Source organism: Amycolatopsis jejuensis, assembly GCF_000717335.1.
Classification (GTDB): Bacteria; Actinomycetota; Actinomycetes; order Mycobacteriales; family Pseudonocardiaceae; genus Amycolatopsis; species Amycolatopsis jejuensis.
Window position 1 is genome coordinate 315,575 of the sequence record NZ_JNYZ01000011.1, and the last position, 16,399, is coordinate 331,973.

The following is a 16,399-nucleotide window of genomic DNA, read 5'->3' on the forward strand; positions in this document are numbered from 1 at the left end:
GCCGAAGGGAAACTGCGGTCACGCCACGGAAGTACCGGCACCCTCGATCCGAAGGCCTGCCTTCCACACCCCGGCGATCTTCGCCGGATCGCCGAGCACCGCCGGATCGGCGAGCGGATTCTCGTGCAGCAGCAAGAAATCCGCGTCATACCCAGCCGCGAGCAAGCCGCTCTTCGGCGCCTGCGGCCCCACCGTACGGGGCGCAGTCGCGGTCGCCGCCTCGATGGCTTCGAGCGGGCTCATGCCCAGTTCCGTGAGCAGCGCGACCTCTTGGCCGTTCCCGCCCCAGGTGCCGCCCACGCCGGGGGTCCGGGACACGAAGATGTCGCTGCCCATCGCGATCGTCACCCCGCGCTGGTGAGCCAGGCTCACCGACGCGCGGTGCTGGTCGGCGAGTGCCCGGGCCTTGCGCTCCACCCAGGGCGGCAAATCCGTCCTGGCCAGCATGTTCTCCTGGACAGTCAGCGTCGGGACCAGGATGGCGCCGGTCTCCCGCATCGCGGCACACGCTTCCTCGTCGAGGCATGACCCGTGTTCGATCGTGTGCACACCCGCTTCGAGGGCCGCCATGATGCCCGCTTTGCCGTGGCAGTGCGCGGCCACCACGCGTTCCGCGTTCCCGGCGATCTCGACGATGGTCCGCATCTCCGCGACCGTGAACTGCTGGTGCTGCGGATCATCGCGGACCGACAGTCCCCCGCCGGACGCGCTCAGCTTGATGACCTTCGCGCCCTTGCGCAACTGCTCGCGAGTGGCCTTCGCGCATTCCGCTTCACCGTCGCACTGCCGGAACTCCCCGCCGTCCCGGCCGAATTCCGTTACCCAGGAAGGCGGCAGATCGTGCAGGTCACCGTGGCCGCCGGTCGGGGACAGCAGCGCACCGGCGGCGTAGATCGCCGGTCCGGCAATGCTGCCTTCCTCCACCGCGTCGGCCAGGTAGGCGCCGAGACCGCACAGATCGCGGACCGACGTGACCCCCGCCCGCAGCGCCGCCTGGAGGTCACCGACGCAGCGGGCGGCCCGGGTGGCGACCGGTTCCGTGGCGGCCTTGCTCAGCTGCACGCCTCCCGACCGGGGTAAGCCCAGCAGGTGCACGTGACAGTCCCACAGGCCCGGCATCACCACCGGCGCCCGCACCACCTCCCCGGTGCTCGCCGGTGCCTGGGCACTCGGCCCCGCGTAGGCGATCCGGCCGTCGGCGACCACCAGCGCGGCGTCCTTGACCGGCTCGCCCCGGCCGGGAATCAGCAGGTCGGCCTCGATTCTCACGGTGTTCCTCCCTGGTCGACCCGGTGTCCGATCCGGGCCCGGTCGATCGTCCATTCCCGGCCGATCCCCCGGCGGACGCGCGGCTGCGCTTTCCGGAGACCGCGTTCCCGCTCGGTCTCCTCGGCGAGCACCGTCCAGGTCGTGGTGTCGATCAGCACGCCGTAGTCCTGCCTGGCTCCCTCGACGGAGACGTATTCATCGAGTACGTCGTCCAGCACGGCTTGGGGATCGCGGTCGAGCGGGTCACCCCATCCGCCGCCGCCACCGCTTTGGGAGAAGATCGTCGCGGAATCGTCGTACGGCATGGCGGAAATCGGGAACTCACCACAGATCGTCTCGTTCGGCCCGCCCTCGTCGAGCACGATGAAGTTCCCCGCACCCTCGTAGCCACCGGCGTATCCCGGAAGCGGGTACACGAGCGACTGCGTCGTGAACGTCGCGGACGTGTCACTGCCTCCGCGGTCGACCCGCCGGACCTGGTAGGCCGGGCTGCCCCGCCACTGCCCCGGAGCCGCGGAGTCGGTGGAGAACTCCGCCTGCCGGTACAGGGTCGGGTACTGGACCTCGGTGATCTCGTGGTTCGCCGTGCGGGCCACGCTGAACGGGGTGGCCCAGCCGCCCCAGCCGTCCACCCCGCAGGCGGCGCTGTTGTCCATCGCGACCATGGAGGTGTCGGCGAAGAAGTACAACGTCGGGTTCTGGCTCGAATGCGTCAGGAACCGCTGCTCCCGCCGGTCGTGCCCGATCACGAACGCACCCGCGGTGTCGATGGAGGCGTTTCCGACCAGTTCGGGCGCGAACTGCTCGCACGCCTTCATCACGGCCTGCCCGATCTGCCCGCCCGCGACGATCGTCCCCTGCACCGTCGGCGCCGGGGACCTCGGATTCACGAGCGAACCTTCCGGCAGGGTGACGCTCAGCCGCTCGAACAGCCCGGAGTTCACCGGAATGTCCGGGCACAGCACCGAAAGCACGACCCCCACGTACGCGGTCGTGTTCGCCGGCACGCTGTTGATGAAGCCGTCGACCTGCGGATCGGTTCCGGTGAAATCGAACTCCAGCCGGTCGTCGTCGATCGTCACCGTCACCCTGATCGCGAGGTCCCGCTGGTCCGCGTAGTCGGTGTCGATGCGGAACTCGGCGGAGTAGCTGCCGTCCGGCCACTCCCGGACCCGCTCGCGCAGTTTCCGTTCGGAGTACCCGAAAATCCAGTCGAGCGAGTCCTCCACCGCCGCCAGGCCGTACCGGTCGACCGCTTCCCGGATGCGGTTCTCCCCGACCCGGCAGGCGCCGATCATGGCCTCGACGTCCGCCTGCGTGATGTCCGGCAGGCGGTTGTTCGCCATCAGCCAGTCCCACAGCTCGCGCCGCCGTTCGCCCTTCTCGTACAGCTTCAGCGGCGGCGGCCGGAAACCCTCGTGCCAGATCTCCCGGCACAGCGGGTTCACCAGGCCGGGCGCCGGACCGCCCTGGTCGAGCACGTGCAGCCGCGCGCCGGTGAGAAAACGCGGGCGGCCGTCGAAGAAGACCGGCACCAGGATCGTCCAGCAGCCGAGGTGGCTGCCGCCGTGGTAGGAGTCCGACACCAGGAGCGCGTCGCCGGGGTGCAGATCGCCGCGGAAGAAGTCGAGGCAGGCCTGTGACGACGTCATGAGCGCGAACGAATGGGCGATGATTCCCGCCCTGGACACGATTTTCAGCCGGTCGCCGTCGTAGCTGTAGATCCCGGCCCCGCAGTCCTTCGCCTCGTTCACCGCCGGGTTCGGCGACGTGCGGCAGATGGTTTCGTAGACCTGGTCGCAGACGGTATCGAGATAGTTCCGGATGATTTCCGCGGTGATCGGATCACTCATCGCCGGCCTCGCCCACTCCGTAGGTCACCCGGGCCGTCTCCGCCGAAATGAGCTCGTCGGCCAGGTCCGCCAGTACCGCCGAACGCTCGCGGGCACGGGGATTCCCGCAGCCGCCGCCACCGCTGAGCCGCACCCGCAGCCGGTCCGCTGGGAACGCCTGCTCGGTCGCCGTGCACGGCGCCGCCTGCCATCCCTGTGCGGTACCCAGCGACACTTCACCGGCGCGCCCAGGCGTACCCTCGCCGAGCCCACCGGCCGCGTGCCCGATCGTCGCCGTCCACAGCGTGTACCGCTGGTCCGGCCGAGGTGCGACCACCGTCTCGACCCCCGGCGCTCCGGTCCACTGCCCGGCGCCCGCACTGTCCATTGCGAACTCCGAACTTTCGATCGTCGCGCCGGAATGCTCGGTTTCCCATTGCTCCACCGAGGGAAGCTGCGCCCGGCCGGACAGGGCCGGCGCGCCCCAGCCGTCGACCCCGGCGACCGCGCCTGCGCCACCGACGGCCCAGCGTCCGAGATCCGTCTGCGTACTCCGGTCGTTCCCGGGTCGGCTCAGTACCAGCGGCCGCGGGACCGTCAGCGCCGGAAGCGACTCGCCGGCCGCCTCGCTCAAGGCAGCCGCAACGACGTCGACGATCTCGTTGCCGCAGTGCACGGCGCCCCAGCCGACCGGGGCGGGCGACACGGGATGGGTGATCGTGCCGGGCCGCGTGCGGACCTGCACCACCCGGGTCAGCCCGCTGTTCGCCGGTATCCCGCCGCCGAGCACCGTCAGGAACGCCGTGATCGCACAGGATTCCGTCCACCCGGCCGGGCTGTTGACGAACGTCGGGACCTGTTCGTCGGAAGCCGTGAAATCGAGGGTGACACTGTCGTCCTCGACCGTGGCGGTGAGCCGGACAGTCGCCGGGTCCAGCACCCGGGAGGCCTCGTACGTGCCCCGCCGCCAGGACCGGATCAGCCTGCGGGCCAGGTGTTCGGCGTGCTGCTGGGCGTAAGCCAGTGCGGCGTGCAGCAGATCGAGCCCGTAACCGTCGACCAGCTCCCGTACCCGGAGCTGCCCGAGCCCGAGCGCGGCGACCGCCGCATCGAGGACCTGGCGGGTTTCCTCCGGCCGCCGCCCGTTGAGCAGCAGCGCGGCCCGGATGTCCCGGACCGGGCGGCCGAACCGCTCGATCTTCACCGGCGTCACGGGTACGCCTTCGGCCAGCAGCTCGGTGGCGCCGGGGTAGAGATTCCCGCTGACCTGGCCGCCGAGGTCCGGGATGCGGACCCGGGCGGCCAGGTGCAGCACCAGTTCGCCGTCGAGCACCAGCGGGGACACCAGGGTGAGGTCCTGCACCCGGGTACCGCCGGCGTACGGGTCGTTGGTGACGATGAGGTCGCCGTCGCCGAGGTCGAACTCGAAGTACCGCACCGCATGCGCCACGGTCTGCGCCAGCGACCCGAGCTGCTGCGGGTTGTCGGTCGCCACGATGGCGCCCTTGCCGTCCGCGATCGCCACCGCGAACTCCCGTGCTTGGCTCACTTCGGCCGTGGGCGCAGCGTTCGCCAGTACGGCCGCGATCTCCTCGACGTAGGCGAGCAGCCGGGTACGGAGGATCTCGCGGTCGATGGCCGCCGTCACTGCACGACCTCGATCACGTAGGTCTCGTACTGGTCGAGCATCGCCTCTTGCCCGTCGCAGACGACGATCGTGGTGCCGGGCTCGTGGATTGCGGCCGGTCCGGTGATGACGTTGCCGGGCTCCACGAGGGTGCCGTCGTACACTGGGGTCTCGGCGAAGCCGCCGAGCCGTTCGAAGTACATCGGCCGGGTCCCGACCCTGGCCGCCGCCGGATCGTCGCCCGCGAACGGGCGCGGCGGCGTCTCGACCGTCTGCCGGAGCCCGGTGAGCTCGAGCCGGAGCGAGACGATCTGCACCGGCTGGGCAGGCCGCTTGTGCGCGTACAGCTGGTGGTGGATTTCGTGGAACTCGCTCACCGCCCGCGACAGGTTGACCGGGGAAATCTTCCGGGTCCTGGTGTGCAGCGGCACGATCACCTCGCGGACCTGCCCCTCGTACCGCACGTCGAGATACCGCTCCAGCCGCACGGTTCCGGCGGCGGGCAGCATCTTTTCCGCCTCCTGCTGGAGCCGGGCGAAATGCGCGGTCAGCTCGTCCGCGTCGACCGCCTCGGCCGCCCGCACGTACGACTGCACCCGCGACACCTTGAAATCGGCCACCATTCCGCCGTACGCGCTGAGCACCGGAGCCTTGCGCGGTACCAGAATCGTCTTGATGCCGAGGTCGGCCGCCTGGATCCCGGCGTGGATGGCGCCCGCCCCGCCGAAGGCCATGAGCGCGAAATCGCGCGGATCGCGGCCACGGGAAACCGAGACGTAGCGCAGGGCGTTGGACATGTCGCTGTTCGCGATGCGGAACACGCCGATTGCCGCTTCGGGCACCGAAATCCCGAGCGGAGTCGCGACGTGCTCGTCGAACGCCGCCTCCGCCGCGGCCCGGTCCAGCGCCATTGTCCCGCCCATGAACCGGTCCGGATCCATGAAGCCGAGCAGCAGGTTGGCGTCGGTGACAGTGGGCCGCGTACCGCCGCGGCCGTAACACGCCGGGCCGGGCACGGCACCGGCGCTCTCGGGACCGACGCGCAACGCTCCGGCGTCGTCGACCCAGGCGATCGAACCGCCGCCCGCGCCGATGGTGTGGATGTCGACCAGCGGCACCGCGACCCGGTACCGGCTGATCCAGTTGTCCACGCCGACTTCGGGTTTGCCGTCGTTGATCAGGCAGACGTCGTAGCTCGTGCCGCCCATGTCCGCGGTGATGAGGTTGCGGTACCCGGATCGTTCGCCGAGCGCCACCGCCGCGACCACGCCTCCGGCGGGCCCGGACAACACCGCATCCACGCCGTGTTCGGCGGAGTACGCGACATCCATGATGCCACCATTGGACTGGACCACCACCAGCTCGCCGCCGAACCCGGCCGACCGCAGCCCGGTGTCGAGCTTGTGCAGGTACCGCTTCAGCTCCGGGCTCGTGTACGCGTTCACCACGGTCGTGCTCACCCGCTCGAACTCGCGGATCTGAGGCAGCACGTCACAGGACAGCGTGACGAAACACTCCGGGTGCTCCTCGGCGATGATCTCCGCGATCCGCCGCTCGTGCACGTCGTTGACGAACGAGAACAGCAGGCAGACCGCGATCGACTCGATCCCGGCGGCCTTCAGTTCCCGTACTGCCGCGCGCACTTCCTCCTCGTCAAGGGGGTCGACGACCGTGCCGGTGTAGTCGATGCGTTCGGCCACGCCCTTGCGAAACCGCCGCCGGACAATGGGAAACGGCGCGGGAAGGCGAAGGTCGAAGAGACTTTCCTTGTAGCCGCGCCGGAGTTCCAGCACGTCCCGGAAACCTTTGGTGGTGATGAGCCCGGTCGGCACGCCCTGGTACTCCAGCATCGCGTTGGTGACGACCGTCGTGCCGAGAATGAAGTACCTGGTGTCTTCGAGCAACGCCCCGGCACTCAGCCCGAAGTGATCGGCGACCGCGTCGACGGCCTCCAGGACGGCCGCGGACTCGTCACTACGCCGGGACGGCACTTTCCCGGTGAAGACCTGGTTTTCGTCTGTGGCAACGACATCGGTGAAGGTTCCGCCGACGTCGACCGCAATGGTGTAGCTCATCGCTTCTGCTCCGGGACGAACTCGAACCGCCCCGCGGCGAGCGGAACGTGCACGTCGGGGTTCGGCACCGCCAACGTCAGGGTGAGCTCCGTCTTGGCCGTCCCGGTCTCCTCGAAGACGATCTCGGTGTCGCCCGCACGCAGGTGGTCACCGTGGGACGGCAGGGAAAACAGGTCCGTATGCTGCTTCCGGTACCCGCTGACGTCCGGCCCGTGCACGGTTACCTGGCGCACCTCGGGTGCACTGTCGCTGGGGAATGGCGATGGAAACAGCCGCCGGTCCCGGAGCGCGAAAGCCACGTCCCCGATCGGCGGCCCGGAGGCGATGCTCAGGTAGTAGCCGAACCTGCCGTCGCTCCGGCGCCACGAACCGCAGCTGGCGAAGGCGTTCTCCGAGCCGGGAGTCCTTTTCCAGCGCTCCAGATCACCGTGGACGTCGGGAGTGGTGTAGGCGACCGCGACCAGCCGCGGGGTTTCCGCGAAGATCCGCGAATGCGCGGCGCCGCCCGGGGTCACCTCGGTGGCCAGCTCGATGAAACCGCCTCCGGCGATCGGGTGCAGCCGCGACCGGATCCCCATGTTGGCCTCGACGACCTCGTCGGCCATCCGGAGCCCGGCTTCGGCGAAGCGCGCGGAAATCTCGTCCGCCTCGGGCACCGTGGCCACGACGATGACGAGGTCGACAATCCGGTCGGCGTCAGGCATGGCAAGCAGCTTCCGTGCGGGCCAGGTAGTCCTGGACGATGGCGACGTGGGCTTCTCGCATCGGGGTCTCCTCGATGTACGGCAGATGGGTTGCGCCGGGCTGGGTGCAGTGCTCCGAATTCGGGATCCGGCTCGCGATGTCGGCGAGATGCGACGGCACGGATTCGTCGAACTCGCCGCCGAGCACGAGGGTCGGTACCCGGATCTGGTGCAGTTCTTCGAAAATGTCCCAGTCCTTGAGGGTGCCGGACACGTGGTGGTCGCCATGCCCGGCCATCGTCGTGAAGGTCAGCAGGCTGCCCCTGGCGATGCCCTCGGTCCAGCTCGCGGGCGGTTGCGGGTTGCGCAGGACGTGCGCTTGCATGAACTCCCCGAGCGCGGCCTGGTAGTCCGGGTCGGCCGTCTCCCCCGCCAGCTCCCGGCCATAGACCCGGTCGAGCACGTTGCCCGGCAGCTTCGCCATCAGCTCGCGCACCTCGGCGCAGAAACGCGGGATGCTCGCCATTCCGCTGGCACAGACGAGACTCGTCCAGTCCGGCGCGCGCTCGGCGGCGTACTGCAGGCCGAGCATGGCGCCCCAGGAATGGCCGTAGACGTGCGGCCGCTGCAGGTCGAGGCCCGCGATGACGGTGCCGAGCTCGTCGAGAAACCGGTCCACGGTGAGCAAAGCCGGGTCCTCGATCGGGTCCGAGCGGCCGACGCCGAGCTGGTCGTACCAGATCACCTCCCGCTCGGCGGCCAGCGGTTCGAAGGCCTCGAAGAGAATGTCGCCCGGGAACCCCGGCCCGCCGTGGACCAGGACGAGCGGCACGCCGCCCCGGCCCATCCGGCGGTACCAGACTTCTCCGCCCGGCACCGCGATCCTGCCTTCGACCACGTCTGTCATCCGGCTGCCTCCGCTCTGAGAACCGACTGGGGGATTGCTCGGCGACCGTGCGCCTGGCTTGATAGTACGTGCACGTAGTATTATGGCAAGAGGAAATCCCGAACTCGTTACGTCCACGCAGGAACATGGAGTGCGATGCCTGAAAAGCGACCCGGCGACCCGGCCCTCGAGAAGTTCGACCTGACCCGGGACGCCCTGCCCTACCTGCTGCGGCGGGCGTACGCCCGAGCCGAGTCGTTCTTCATGGAGATCATGTCGGTGGACGACCTGACGCCCCGGCAGATCACCCTGCTCGCCGCGAGCCGTCAATGCCCCGGCGGCACCCTCAGCGACCTGGCCGAGATCGGCGCGGTGGATCTCAACACGACTTCACAGGTCGTCAAACGGCTCATCGAAAAGGGCCTGCTGCACCGCCGCCGGTCCGACCACGACCGGCGGGCGTACCTGATCGAGCTGACCCCCGAGGGAGACGCCATCATGCAGCGGATCCTGCCCGGCAACGAGCGGCTGACCGACAAGATCCTGGCTCCGCTGCCGCCCGGTGACCGGGCGGCCTTCCTGCGCAACCTCCGCCTCATGGCCGGGCTCGAACCGGACCAGCACCCCGTCGACGACTGAGAGGAACCCGATGACCGAACACGTTGCCGTGGTGACCGGAGCAGGCCGCGGGCTCGGCGAGGCCATCGCCCGGCGCCTGCACGCCCAGGGATGCCGGGTCGCGCTCGCCGACGTCGATCCGAGCTCGGCCGCGGCGGTGGCGGCGCAGCTCGACCCCGGCGGACGGACCGCCGTCGCCGTCACCACCGACGTACGGGCGCCGGATCAGATCGAGTCCTGCGTCGCCACCGTCACCGAACGCTGGTCCGCGCCGGACATCCTGGTCAACAACGCCGCCCGCACCGCCCCGGCCTCCCTGTGGGACATCGGGATCGACGAATGGGACGACGTGCTGACCACGAACCTGCGCTCGGTGTTCCTCTTCAGCCGAGCGTGCGCGGCGACCATGCGGCAACGCGGCTGGGGCCGGATCGTCAACCTCGCTTCCATTGCCGGCCAAGCGCCACTCGCCGCAACCGGCGCCCATTACGCGGCGTCGAAAGCCGGGATTGTCGCGCTGACCAAGGTTTTCGCGCAGGAACTCGCCGAGAGCGGCGTCACGGTGAATGCCGTCGCACCCGGCGCAATCCGGACGCCGGTGATGGACGGCATGCCTGCCGACCAGCTCGCCGCGGCCGAGGCAACGATCCCCCTCGGCCGCTTCGGATCAGCGGAGGAAGTGGCGGCCCTGGTCGCGCACCTGTGTTCCGCCGACGCGGGGTACCTCACCGGCGCCACCATCGATGTCAACGGCGGCATTTTGATGCGGTGACTTCGCTCAACGATTCGGCGCGGGTACCAGTTCCGCCGGCGTGACCTCGTCCGGCAGGTCCCAGCCGATCTCGAACGTGGCGAGCCGCATGGACGCCTCGAGTCCGGCGGCGGACCGGGCGATCATCTCGTCGACGCGGTGGTGGCGGTCGGCGTGGAGGTAGTAGAAGGCGTCCAGGTAATGGTGTTCACGCAGCATTTTCGCCACGTAGATCGCGTCTTCCAGAGCGAAAGCGGTACCCGCGCCGATGATCGGATCGACCGGATGTGCTGCGTCGCCGATCAACGCCACCCGTCCGGCGGACCACGCGGGCAGGGCGGGCAAGGTGAACACCTGAGTGGGCGCGACCCGGAGGGTCGCCGCGACGATGTCCGCGGCCACCGGCGAATGCTTGCGGAGACCGTCCTCGAGTTCCCGCATCAGCATTTCGCGGTCGACCAGCTCGAAACTCTTGGTCGGAATCTTCCGCTCGGTCCCGCCGAAGAGCATCCACGTGACCTTGCGCGGTAGCTGCGGATCGTCGCGATAGGCCAGGAACCCCAGCTCCGCATCGAACATCACCAAGCCCGCGCCCTCTTCCAGCGCGGTCCGCGAGGCCGGGTCGAGGTCGTCGATGCCGGAATGGCCGTAAACGCACCAGGCGCGGGCATGCTGCAGCCGGACCGAAGGGAAAATGCAGCCGCGCGTGACCGAACTGCGGCCGTCCGCGCCGATCAGCAGGTCGCTCTCCGCCCGGGTGCCGTCGGCGAACGAGGCCACCACCGATTCCGGATGCTGCTGCAGTGAGTGCAGGCGTTTGCCGTGGCACACCTCGATGGCCCGGTGCCGGACCTCGGCCCGGAGGATGCCGAGCAGGTCCTCGCGGCTGATCGAGCGGTTGCCCGTGCCGTAGTCCGCCCAGTCGTTCTCGGTGTAGCCGGGGCAGCCGGGGGTGAAAAACCGTTTCGGCATGGGGAAACTGTGCTTCCGCACCGCGTCCAGCACGCCGATGTCCCCCAGTACGCGCAGGCCGGACTCCCGGATCACGAAGCTGATTCCGGTGTCGGTGTTGTCGCATCGCCCTTCGTAGACGGTTGCGCGCACCCCGGCCATGTCCAGTGACACGGCTGCGGCGAGTCCGGCCACCCCGGCTCCGATGATCACCACGTGGTCGGTCTTGCTCATGAGTCCTCCCGATCGATCCCGGTGAGACAAATCTGTCTCATATGAGATACTATCGTCTCAAGCGAAGAAAGGGGGACGGCGCCTCACCACCGCGCCCGACCGAAGATGACCAGTGAACGGCAAGACATGTTGCTCGCCGCGGCCGATTTCCTGAGCCGCCGGCCGAACGCGACCCAGGACGAGATCGCCAAGGCGGTCGGCGTGAGCCGGGCGACCCTGCACCGGCATTTCGCCGGACGCGAGGAGTTGCTGCACGGCCTGCTGAGTGCCGCCGCCGACACCATGCACGAGGCTCTGCGCAACGCGGACCTGGAGCGGGGCGACTGCACATCCGCGGCGGAACGCCTTGTCGCCGCCTCGATGGAAAGCGCGCCGTACCTGGCGTTGATGTACACGCTGAGCCAGGACGAGATCCCGGCGTCGACCTATCCGATCTGGGAGGAGATCGACGCAGCGGTCACCGGGCTTTTCGAACGCGGGCAGAGTTCCGGCGAATTCACCACGCGGATGTCGCCGATCTGGATGTCCGAGGCGCTCTTCAGCCTGGTCGCGGGCGCGGTCTGGGCCGTGCGCAGCGGCCGGTGCGCCCAGCGCGACTTCCCGCAGATGATCACCCGGATGCTGCTTTCCGGCATCGGAACCGGAGGAACTGCCTCGCCATGACCACCACTCCCACGAGGCCCGCCGCCACCCGGTTGCGCTGGCTCGGTTTCAGCCTGCTGATCCTCACCGTCCTGCTGATCATGATCGACAACACCGTGCTGTCCCTCGCCATGCCGTTCATCAGCAAGGACCTCGCCGCCACCGGCACCCAGATGCTGTGGATCGGTGACGTGTACTCGTTCGTGCTCGCCGGTCTGCTGGTCAGCATGGGCACGCTCGGCGACCGCATCGGCCGCAAGAAACTCCTGCTGATCGGCGCGGCGACCTTCGGGATCGCCTCGCTCATCGCCGCATTCGCGCCGACCGCCGAAGCGCTCATCGCCGCCCGGGTACTGCTCGGCGTCGGCGGGGCGACGCTCATGCCGTCCACCCTTTCGCTGATCCGCAGCCTGTTCCCGGACCCGGTCGAACGCCGCACCGCAATCGGCATCTGGTCGGCCGCCGCGGTCGGCGGCAGTGCGCTCGGCCCGCTGGTCGGCGGATTCCTGCTGGAGCATTTCTGGTGGGGTTCGGTCTTTCTCATCAACGTGCCGGTGGTCCTGGTGCTGGTCCCGGCCGGGGCACTGCTGCTGCGCGAAGCGAAGAACCCGGATCCGGGGCCGTGGGATCTGCGCAGTGTGTTCCTTTCGATGATCGGCATGGTCGGAGTCGTCTACGCGGTCAAGGAAACGTCCGCACACGGCGTCGGGCTCCCGGTGGTGATTTCAGCCGTGGCCGGGGTGGCCGCGCTGTGGCTTTTCGTGCGACGGCAGAAGAAACTGCCGCGGCCGCTGATCGACCTCAAGCTGTTCCGCAATCCGTCGTTCGCCGGGGTGATCGCCGCGAACATGCTGTCGATCTTCGGGATGTCCGGCCTGTTCTATTTCTTTTCCCAGTATTTCCAGCTGGTACAGGGATATCGCCCGCTGATGGCCGGGCTGGCGGGGCTGCCGTCCACGCTCGCGAGCATCGTCGTCAGCGTGCTGGCGGGTGCGCTGGTCGCGCGCACGTCGTCGCGTGCCGTGCTGGCCGGTGGGCTGGCGCTGATGGGCCTCGCGATGATCCCGATGGCATTTCTCGCCCCGGACACGAGTTATCCCTTCGTCGCCGTGGCCATGGTGGCGATCGGCATCGGCATGGCGATGACGTACACGACCGCCAACGACCTCGTGCTGTCGAGCGTGCGCAAGGAGGAAGCCGGGGCCGCCGCGGCAATTTCGGAGACCGGGTACGAACTCGGGATGGCACTGGGAATCGCCACGCTCGGCTCGATCGTCACCGGTATCTACCAGCGTTTCCCGGTCCCGGCCGGGACTCCCGCCGACCTCGCCGCAAACGCGCGCGACTCACTGGCGGGCGCGGTCGAGGTCTCGCGCGGGATGGCACCTGCGCCCGGGCAGCAACTGCTGTCGGCTGCCCAGGAGGCGTTCACCTCGGGGCTTGCGGTGGCTTGCGCCGCCGGGGCCGTGCTGCTGCTGGGAGCGGCGGTGCTGGCGTGGACCTTGCTCAAACGCCTGCCCGGCGAAAAGTCGTCCGGTACTCGCGAGGCCGATGTCCAGTCTGGCGGGTGAAAACCGTACTGAACGTACCCACGTCGCGGTAACCCACTTCGGCAGCGATACTCGCCACGGTGCGATCTGTGGTCTCCAGCAAGTGCTTCGCCTTACGGACCCGCGCTGATTGCAGGTAACCGAGCGGGGTCTGGCCGGTTTCCGCGCGGAAGCGGCGCAACAGGGTCCGGGTGCTGACGCCGAAAGCCCCGGCCACCTGCGCCAGGTCGTAGCGCATCTCCTGGTCGAGTTTTCGCTTGACCCGCTGGGAGAATTCCGTTCCGGCAGTCGGGAGCAGGGCAGCCTCGACGTACGGCGATTGGCTCGGCCGGGCGTCGTCGACGAGGGCGATCCGTGCGGTGGCGCGGGCGATCCGGCTGCCGCTGTGTTCGCGGATCAGGCCGAGGGCGAAGTCGTACATCGCGCTGAACGCGCCTGTCGTGGTGACGCCGCGGTCGGTGACCACCAGCTTCTCCGGCCGGACTTCCGTGTCCGGGCAACGGTTTGCCAGCTGCCCGGCGAACAGCCACGCGGTCGTCGCCTCGCGTCCGGCGAGGAGGCCGGCCTCGGCGAGCAGGAACGCGCCGACGCAGATCGACACCACTGCGATTCCGGAGGCCGCGCTCGCTTTGATGGTCTCGATTTCCGGCCGGAGCGAGGTGAGGGTGGCGTCGAGGTCGAGCGCGGGATACAGCTCGAACCCGGGTACCACCAGGACGTCCACCGGCCGCACCGGCGCGACGGTGAGCACCGCGCCGCCCGCCCCGACCACGCGCCGGCGCGGCGACATCACCGTGACGTCGTAAGCAGGGCCGTGCGCGGCGAGGTGCGAGGCCATCGTGAGGAGGTCGGGAATCCCGAAGACCTCCGACGCGAAGCAGCCCGGGTACGCGAGAACGCCGATGCGCAGCATGTGGCGAGATTACCCGGAAACATGGCGATCCCGCCGCTGGTCATTTCGCCGTCTCCCGCCGCACGATGCAGGCATGACACCGGACGACGTTCTCACGGGGTTTTCGAAGCGCCTTGTCGACACTGGGGGTGTCGGCAAGACCGTGTACACGAGCGGGTCCGGACCGGCGGTCGTGCTGATGCCGGAGATGCCCGGCATCAGCCCCGACGTCGTCCGCTTCGCGCGCTGGATCCGGGAGGCGGGATTCACCGTGTACCTGCCGTCGCTCTTCGGGGTCGACGGCGCATTTCCCACTACGGCCGAGGGCGAGAAAGTGGTCCGCCGGGCGTGTGTGAGCGCGGAGTTCCGGGCGTTCGCCGGGGGCGGGACGAGCCCGGTCGTGGCGTGGCTGCGCGGCCTCGCGAGGACGGCGCTGGCGGAATGCGACGGACCGGGCGTCGGCGCGATCGGGCTCTGTTTCACCGGTAATTTCGCACTCACCATGGCACTTGAACCCGCGGTGATCGCCTCGGTGGTCAACCATCCGTCGCTGCCGCTGGACGACCCCGGCGGCCTGGAGATCAGCGCCGAGGACGCCGCAGACGTACGGGACCGGATCAAGCGCGACGGACTCAAGGTACTCGGCTACCGCTTCGACGACGACCGGTGGTGTACCGGGCAGCGATTCGCCGCCTACCAAGCACTTCTGGGCGATGCGTTCGACGGCCGCGTCCTCCCCGGCTCGGCGGCGAATCCGTCGCCGCCGCCGTTTTTCCGCGACGTGGTCGGCAGCCCGCACAGCGTGGTCACGGCGCATTTGGTGGACGAGGAAGGCCATCCCACCGTGCGCGCGCGGGACGAAATCCTCGCGTATCTTGCCGAACGGCTCCTTCCCTCAGACCGCGGGCAGCACCTGCCGGATCCGCTGCGCGATCGCCCGTAGCCGGGCTTCGGACAGCCGGCTGCTCGGCCCGGTGATCCCGACCGCCGCGCGCGACCCGATCGCCACCGCGACGCACGACACTCCCGGGAGGAACTCGTCGAGGTCCAGTGCGTAGCCGGAGGTTCCGGTTTCGGCGATCCAGCCGGCGTACTGCGACCAGTCCTTCGGCGCTTGGGCTTGCGTGGCGCGGGCGAGGTCCGGGTCGTTCGCGAGCAGGACGTGCCCGATGGCAGTGCCGAGCAGCGGATCACGGTCGCCCGGGGTGACGGCGTGGTGCAGCGGTTTGTCCGATTGCACCGCCTCGGCGCAGAGGTAGTCCATACCCGCGGCGAAGGCGAGGTACGCCGTCTCCCCCGTTTCGCGGCTGATCTCCGCCAGCACCGGCCGGACCCGGGCGCGGAGGGTGTACTCGGCTTCCGCGTCAGACCTGACGAGGCGGCCCAGCTTCGCGGTCAACCGGTACGGCGCTCCCCGCGACTGCTGCATGACGTAACCGAGCTCTTCCAGCGAGGCCAGCAGATTGTGCGTCGTACTGCGATTCAGCCCAGCCCGGTCGGCGAGCTCACTCAACCGCACCCCGTCCCCGCTCGCGGCGACGTGCTCCAGCAGCCCGAACGCCCGCTGTACGGACTGGATCACTCGTGATTCCATAATGCTGAACCATAGCATGGATATTCTCATCGAGTTTGACATCGAGCGCGAATTGTGGCGAAACTGTTCCAGTATGACGAATCGTTACTCACCTTGGACTGGAGAATTCAGCATGGTTGAACTTACCACCCTCGAAGCCCGAGCTGCCCGAGCACTGGCCGCAGTCGCTGACGCCGCCGCCGCGAAGGGCCTGGCGGTGGCGATCACGGTGGTCGATCCCGCCGGAATACTCCAGGCATTCCACCGAATGGACGGCGCACTATCCGGCCCGGTGGAAGTTTCGCAGAAAAAAGCCCGCACGGCCGCCCTTTTCGGCTCCGACACCGCAGACTTCGGCACCGGCGCCAGCCCAGGCGGCGAAATCTACTCGATAGAACACACAAACGGCGGCCTGATCACCTTCGGCGGCGGCGTAGTCCTCCGCACAGGAGCACGCCTTGCAGGCGGCTTGGGCGTCGCCGGAGCGAGCGTAGCGGCGGACGAACAACTGGCCCGCGTCGGCGCGGCAGCTTTTTGACCGGCCTCGAGCGCCGGTTGGTGAGCACGGCTCGGCCACCCGAGCCCGCCCCAGGGCGACCCGAGCCCGCCCCAGGGCGACCTCACGCCCCCAACCCGCCTTCCGTGAAGGTTCCCTTCACAGCCTCGCTGCCCAGCCTCACCGCACAACCGCACCGCCCAGCCTCACCGCACAACCGCACCGCCCAGCCTCACCGCACAACCGCACCGCCCAGCCTCGCTGCCCAGCCGCACCGCCCAACCGCACCGCACAACCGCACCGCACAACCGCACCGCCCA

General features: G+C 69.0%; 15 protein-coding genes. 6 read left to right on the forward strand and 9 right to left on the reverse strand.

Annotation, left to right across the window (positions count from 1 at the left end; genetic code table 11):
• Positions 1-18: 18 nt before the first annotated feature.
• The 6 genes from OO71_RS16675 to OO71_RS16700 are packed head-to-tail and all read right to left on the reverse strand — an operon-like array spanning position 19 to position 8,393.
• A complete protein-coding gene (locus OO71_RS16675; RefSeq protein ID WP_245633686.1) occupies positions 19-1,269 on the reverse strand; it encodes a metal-dependent hydrolase family protein in 1,251 nt (416 codons plus the stop codon).
• Entirely contained in the window at positions 1,266-3,122 is a 1,857-nt protein-coding gene (locus OO71_RS16680; RefSeq protein ID WP_033290662.1) for a hydantoinase B/oxoprolinase family protein, read from the reverse strand. Before OO71_RS16680 ends, OO71_RS16675 begins: the two co-directional genes overlap by 4 nt.
• Positions 3,115-4,749 (reverse strand): hydantoinase B/oxoprolinase family protein, encoded by a 1,635-nt coding sequence (locus OO71_RS16685; RefSeq protein WP_033290663.1) that lies wholly within the window; start codon positions 4,747-4,749, stop codon positions 3,115-3,117. Before OO71_RS16685 ends, OO71_RS16680 begins: the two co-directional genes overlap by 8 nt.
• Complete coding sequence (locus tag OO71_RS16690) at positions 4,746-6,803, reverse strand: hydantoinase/oxoprolinase family protein (protein ID WP_033290664.1); 2,058 nt, start codon at positions 6,801-6,803, stop codon at positions 4,746-4,748. The genes OO71_RS16685 and OO71_RS16690 overlap by 4 nt, the downstream gene beginning before the upstream one ends.
• Complete coding sequence (locus OO71_RS16695; protein WP_033290665.1) at positions 6,800-7,507, reverse strand: VOC family protein; 708 nt, start codon at positions 7,505-7,507, stop codon at positions 6,800-6,802. The genes OO71_RS16690 and OO71_RS16695 overlap by 4 nt, the downstream gene beginning before the upstream one ends.
• Positions 7,500-8,393, reverse strand: coding sequence for a proline iminopeptidase-family hydrolase (locus tag OO71_RS16700; RefSeq protein WP_033290666.1), 894 nt, complete (start codon positions 8,391-8,393; stop codon positions 7,500-7,502). The genes OO71_RS16695 and OO71_RS16700 overlap by 8 nt, the downstream gene beginning before the upstream one ends.
• A 135-nt stretch (positions 8,394-8,528) precedes the next feature.
• Here OO71_RS16700 and OO71_RS16705 point away from each other — a divergent pair, with 135 nt between their 5' ends.
• Together OO71_RS16705 and OO71_RS16710 are read left to right on the forward strand one after the other, a co-directional pair.
• The gene (locus tag OO71_RS16705) at positions 8,529-9,011 is read left to right on the forward strand and encodes a MarR family winged helix-turn-helix transcriptional regulator (RefSeq protein WP_033290667.1); all 483 of its coding nucleotides are present in this window, start codon (positions 8,529-8,531) and stop codon (positions 9,009-9,011) included.
• 10 nt (positions 9,012-9,021) lie between these two features.
• Positions 9,022-9,762, forward strand: coding sequence for an SDR family oxidoreductase (locus OO71_RS16710; protein WP_033290668.1), 741 nt, complete (start codon positions 9,022-9,024; stop codon positions 9,760-9,762).
• A 6-nt stretch (positions 9,763-9,768) separates the two neighbouring features.
• Here the strand turns inward: OO71_RS16710 and OO71_RS16715 are convergent, their stop codons facing one another.
• Positions 9,769-10,926 (reverse strand): FAD-dependent oxidoreductase, encoded by a 1,158-nt coding sequence (locus OO71_RS16715; RefSeq protein WP_033290669.1) that lies wholly within the window; start codon positions 10,924-10,926, stop codon positions 9,769-9,771.
• A 105-nt stretch (positions 10,927-11,031) separates the two neighbouring features.
• Here OO71_RS16715 and OO71_RS16720 point away from each other — a divergent pair, with 105 nt between their 5' ends.
• The gene (locus OO71_RS16720) at positions 11,032-11,589 is read left to right on the forward strand and encodes a TetR/AcrR family transcriptional regulator (RefSeq protein ID WP_033290670.1); all 558 of its coding nucleotides are present in this window, start codon (positions 11,032-11,034) and stop codon (positions 11,587-11,589) included.
• The gene (locus OO71_RS16725) at positions 11,586-13,139 is read left to right on the forward strand and encodes an MFS transporter (RefSeq protein WP_051791625.1); all 1,554 of its coding nucleotides are present in this window, start codon (positions 11,586-11,588) and stop codon (positions 13,137-13,139) included. Before OO71_RS16720 ends, OO71_RS16725 begins: the two co-directional genes overlap by 4 nt.
• Here OO71_RS16725 and OO71_RS16730 read toward each other — a convergent pair.
• Positions 13,075-14,031, reverse strand: coding sequence for a GlxA family transcriptional regulator (locus tag OO71_RS16730; protein WP_033290671.1), 957 nt, complete (start codon positions 14,029-14,031; stop codon positions 13,075-13,077). The two genes, OO71_RS16725 and OO71_RS16730, sit on opposite strands and share 65 nt — an antisense overlap.
• Positions 14,032-14,104: 73 nt before the next feature.
• On the opposite strand from OO71_RS16730, the gene OO71_RS16735 reads away from it, so the two are divergent.
• On the forward strand, positions 14,105-14,953 hold the full coding sequence (locus OO71_RS16735) for a dienelactone hydrolase family protein (RefSeq protein WP_033290672.1): 849 nt from the start codon (positions 14,105-14,107) through the stop codon (positions 14,951-14,953).
• Here OO71_RS16735 and OO71_RS16740 read toward each other — a convergent pair.
• On the reverse strand, positions 14,906-15,604 hold the full coding sequence (locus OO71_RS16740; RefSeq protein WP_211260535.1) for an IclR family transcriptional regulator: 699 nt from the start codon (positions 15,602-15,604) through the stop codon (positions 14,906-14,908). The two genes, OO71_RS16735 and OO71_RS16740, sit on opposite strands and share 48 nt — an antisense overlap.
• A 16-nt stretch (positions 15,605-15,620) precedes the next feature.
• On the opposite strand from OO71_RS16740, the gene OO71_RS16745 reads away from it, so the two are divergent.
• On the forward strand, positions 15,621-16,121 hold the full coding sequence (locus tag OO71_RS16745) for a GlcG/HbpS family heme-binding protein (protein WP_211260536.1): 501 nt from the start codon (positions 15,621-15,623) through the stop codon (positions 16,119-16,121).
• Positions 16,122-16,399 lie beyond the last annotated feature (278 nt).

Bases quoted from the DNA above. Each gene is read 5' to 3' on its own strand.
- OO71_RS16680 (WP_033290662.1), bottom strand. From the start codon at position 3,122: ATGAGTGATCCGATCACCGCGGAAATCATCCGGAACTATCTCGATACC.
- OO71_RS16690 (WP_033290664.1), bottom strand. From the start codon at position 6,803: ATGAGCTACACCATTGCGGTCGACGTCGGCGGAACCTTCACCGATGTC.
- OO71_RS16695 (WP_033290665.1), bottom strand. From the start codon at position 7,507: ATGCCTGACGCCGACCGGATTGTCGACCTCGTCATCGTCGTGGCCACG.
- OO71_RS16700 (WP_033290666.1), bottom strand. From the start codon at position 8,393: ATGACAGACGTGGTCGAAGGCAGGATCGCGGTGCCGGGCGGAGAAGTC.
- OO71_RS16705 (WP_033290667.1), top strand. From the start codon at position 8,529: ATGCCTGAAAAGCGACCCGGCGACCCGGCCCTCGAGAAGTTCGACCTG.
- OO71_RS16710 (WP_033290668.1), top strand. From the start codon at position 9,022: ATGACCGAACACGTTGCCGTGGTGACCGGAGCAGGCCGCGGGCTCGGC.
- OO71_RS16715 (WP_033290669.1), bottom strand. From the start codon at position 10,926: ATGAGCAAGACCGACCACGTGGTGATCATCGGAGCCGGGGTGGCCGGA.
- OO71_RS16720 (WP_033290670.1), top strand. From the start codon at position 11,032: ATGACCAGTGAACGGCAAGACATGTTGCTCGCCGCGGCCGATTTCCTG.
- OO71_RS16725 (WP_051791625.1), top strand. From the start codon at position 11,586: ATGACCACCACTCCCACGAGGCCCGCCGCCACCCGGTTGCGCTGGCTC.
- OO71_RS16730 (WP_033290671.1), bottom strand. From the start codon at position 14,031: ATGCTGCGCATCGGCGTTCTCGCGTACCCGGGCTGCTTCGCGTCGGAG.
- OO71_RS16735 (WP_033290672.1), top strand. From the start codon at position 14,105: ATGACACCGGACGACGTTCTCACGGGGTTTTCGAAGCGCCTTGTCGAC.
- OO71_RS16740 (WP_211260535.1), bottom strand. From the start codon at position 15,604: ATGGAATCACGAGTGATCCAGTCCGTACAGCGGGCGTTCGGGCTGCTG.
- OO71_RS16745 (WP_211260536.1), top strand. From the start codon at position 15,621: ATGGATATTCTCATCGAGTTTGACATCGAGCGCGAATTGTGGCGAAAC.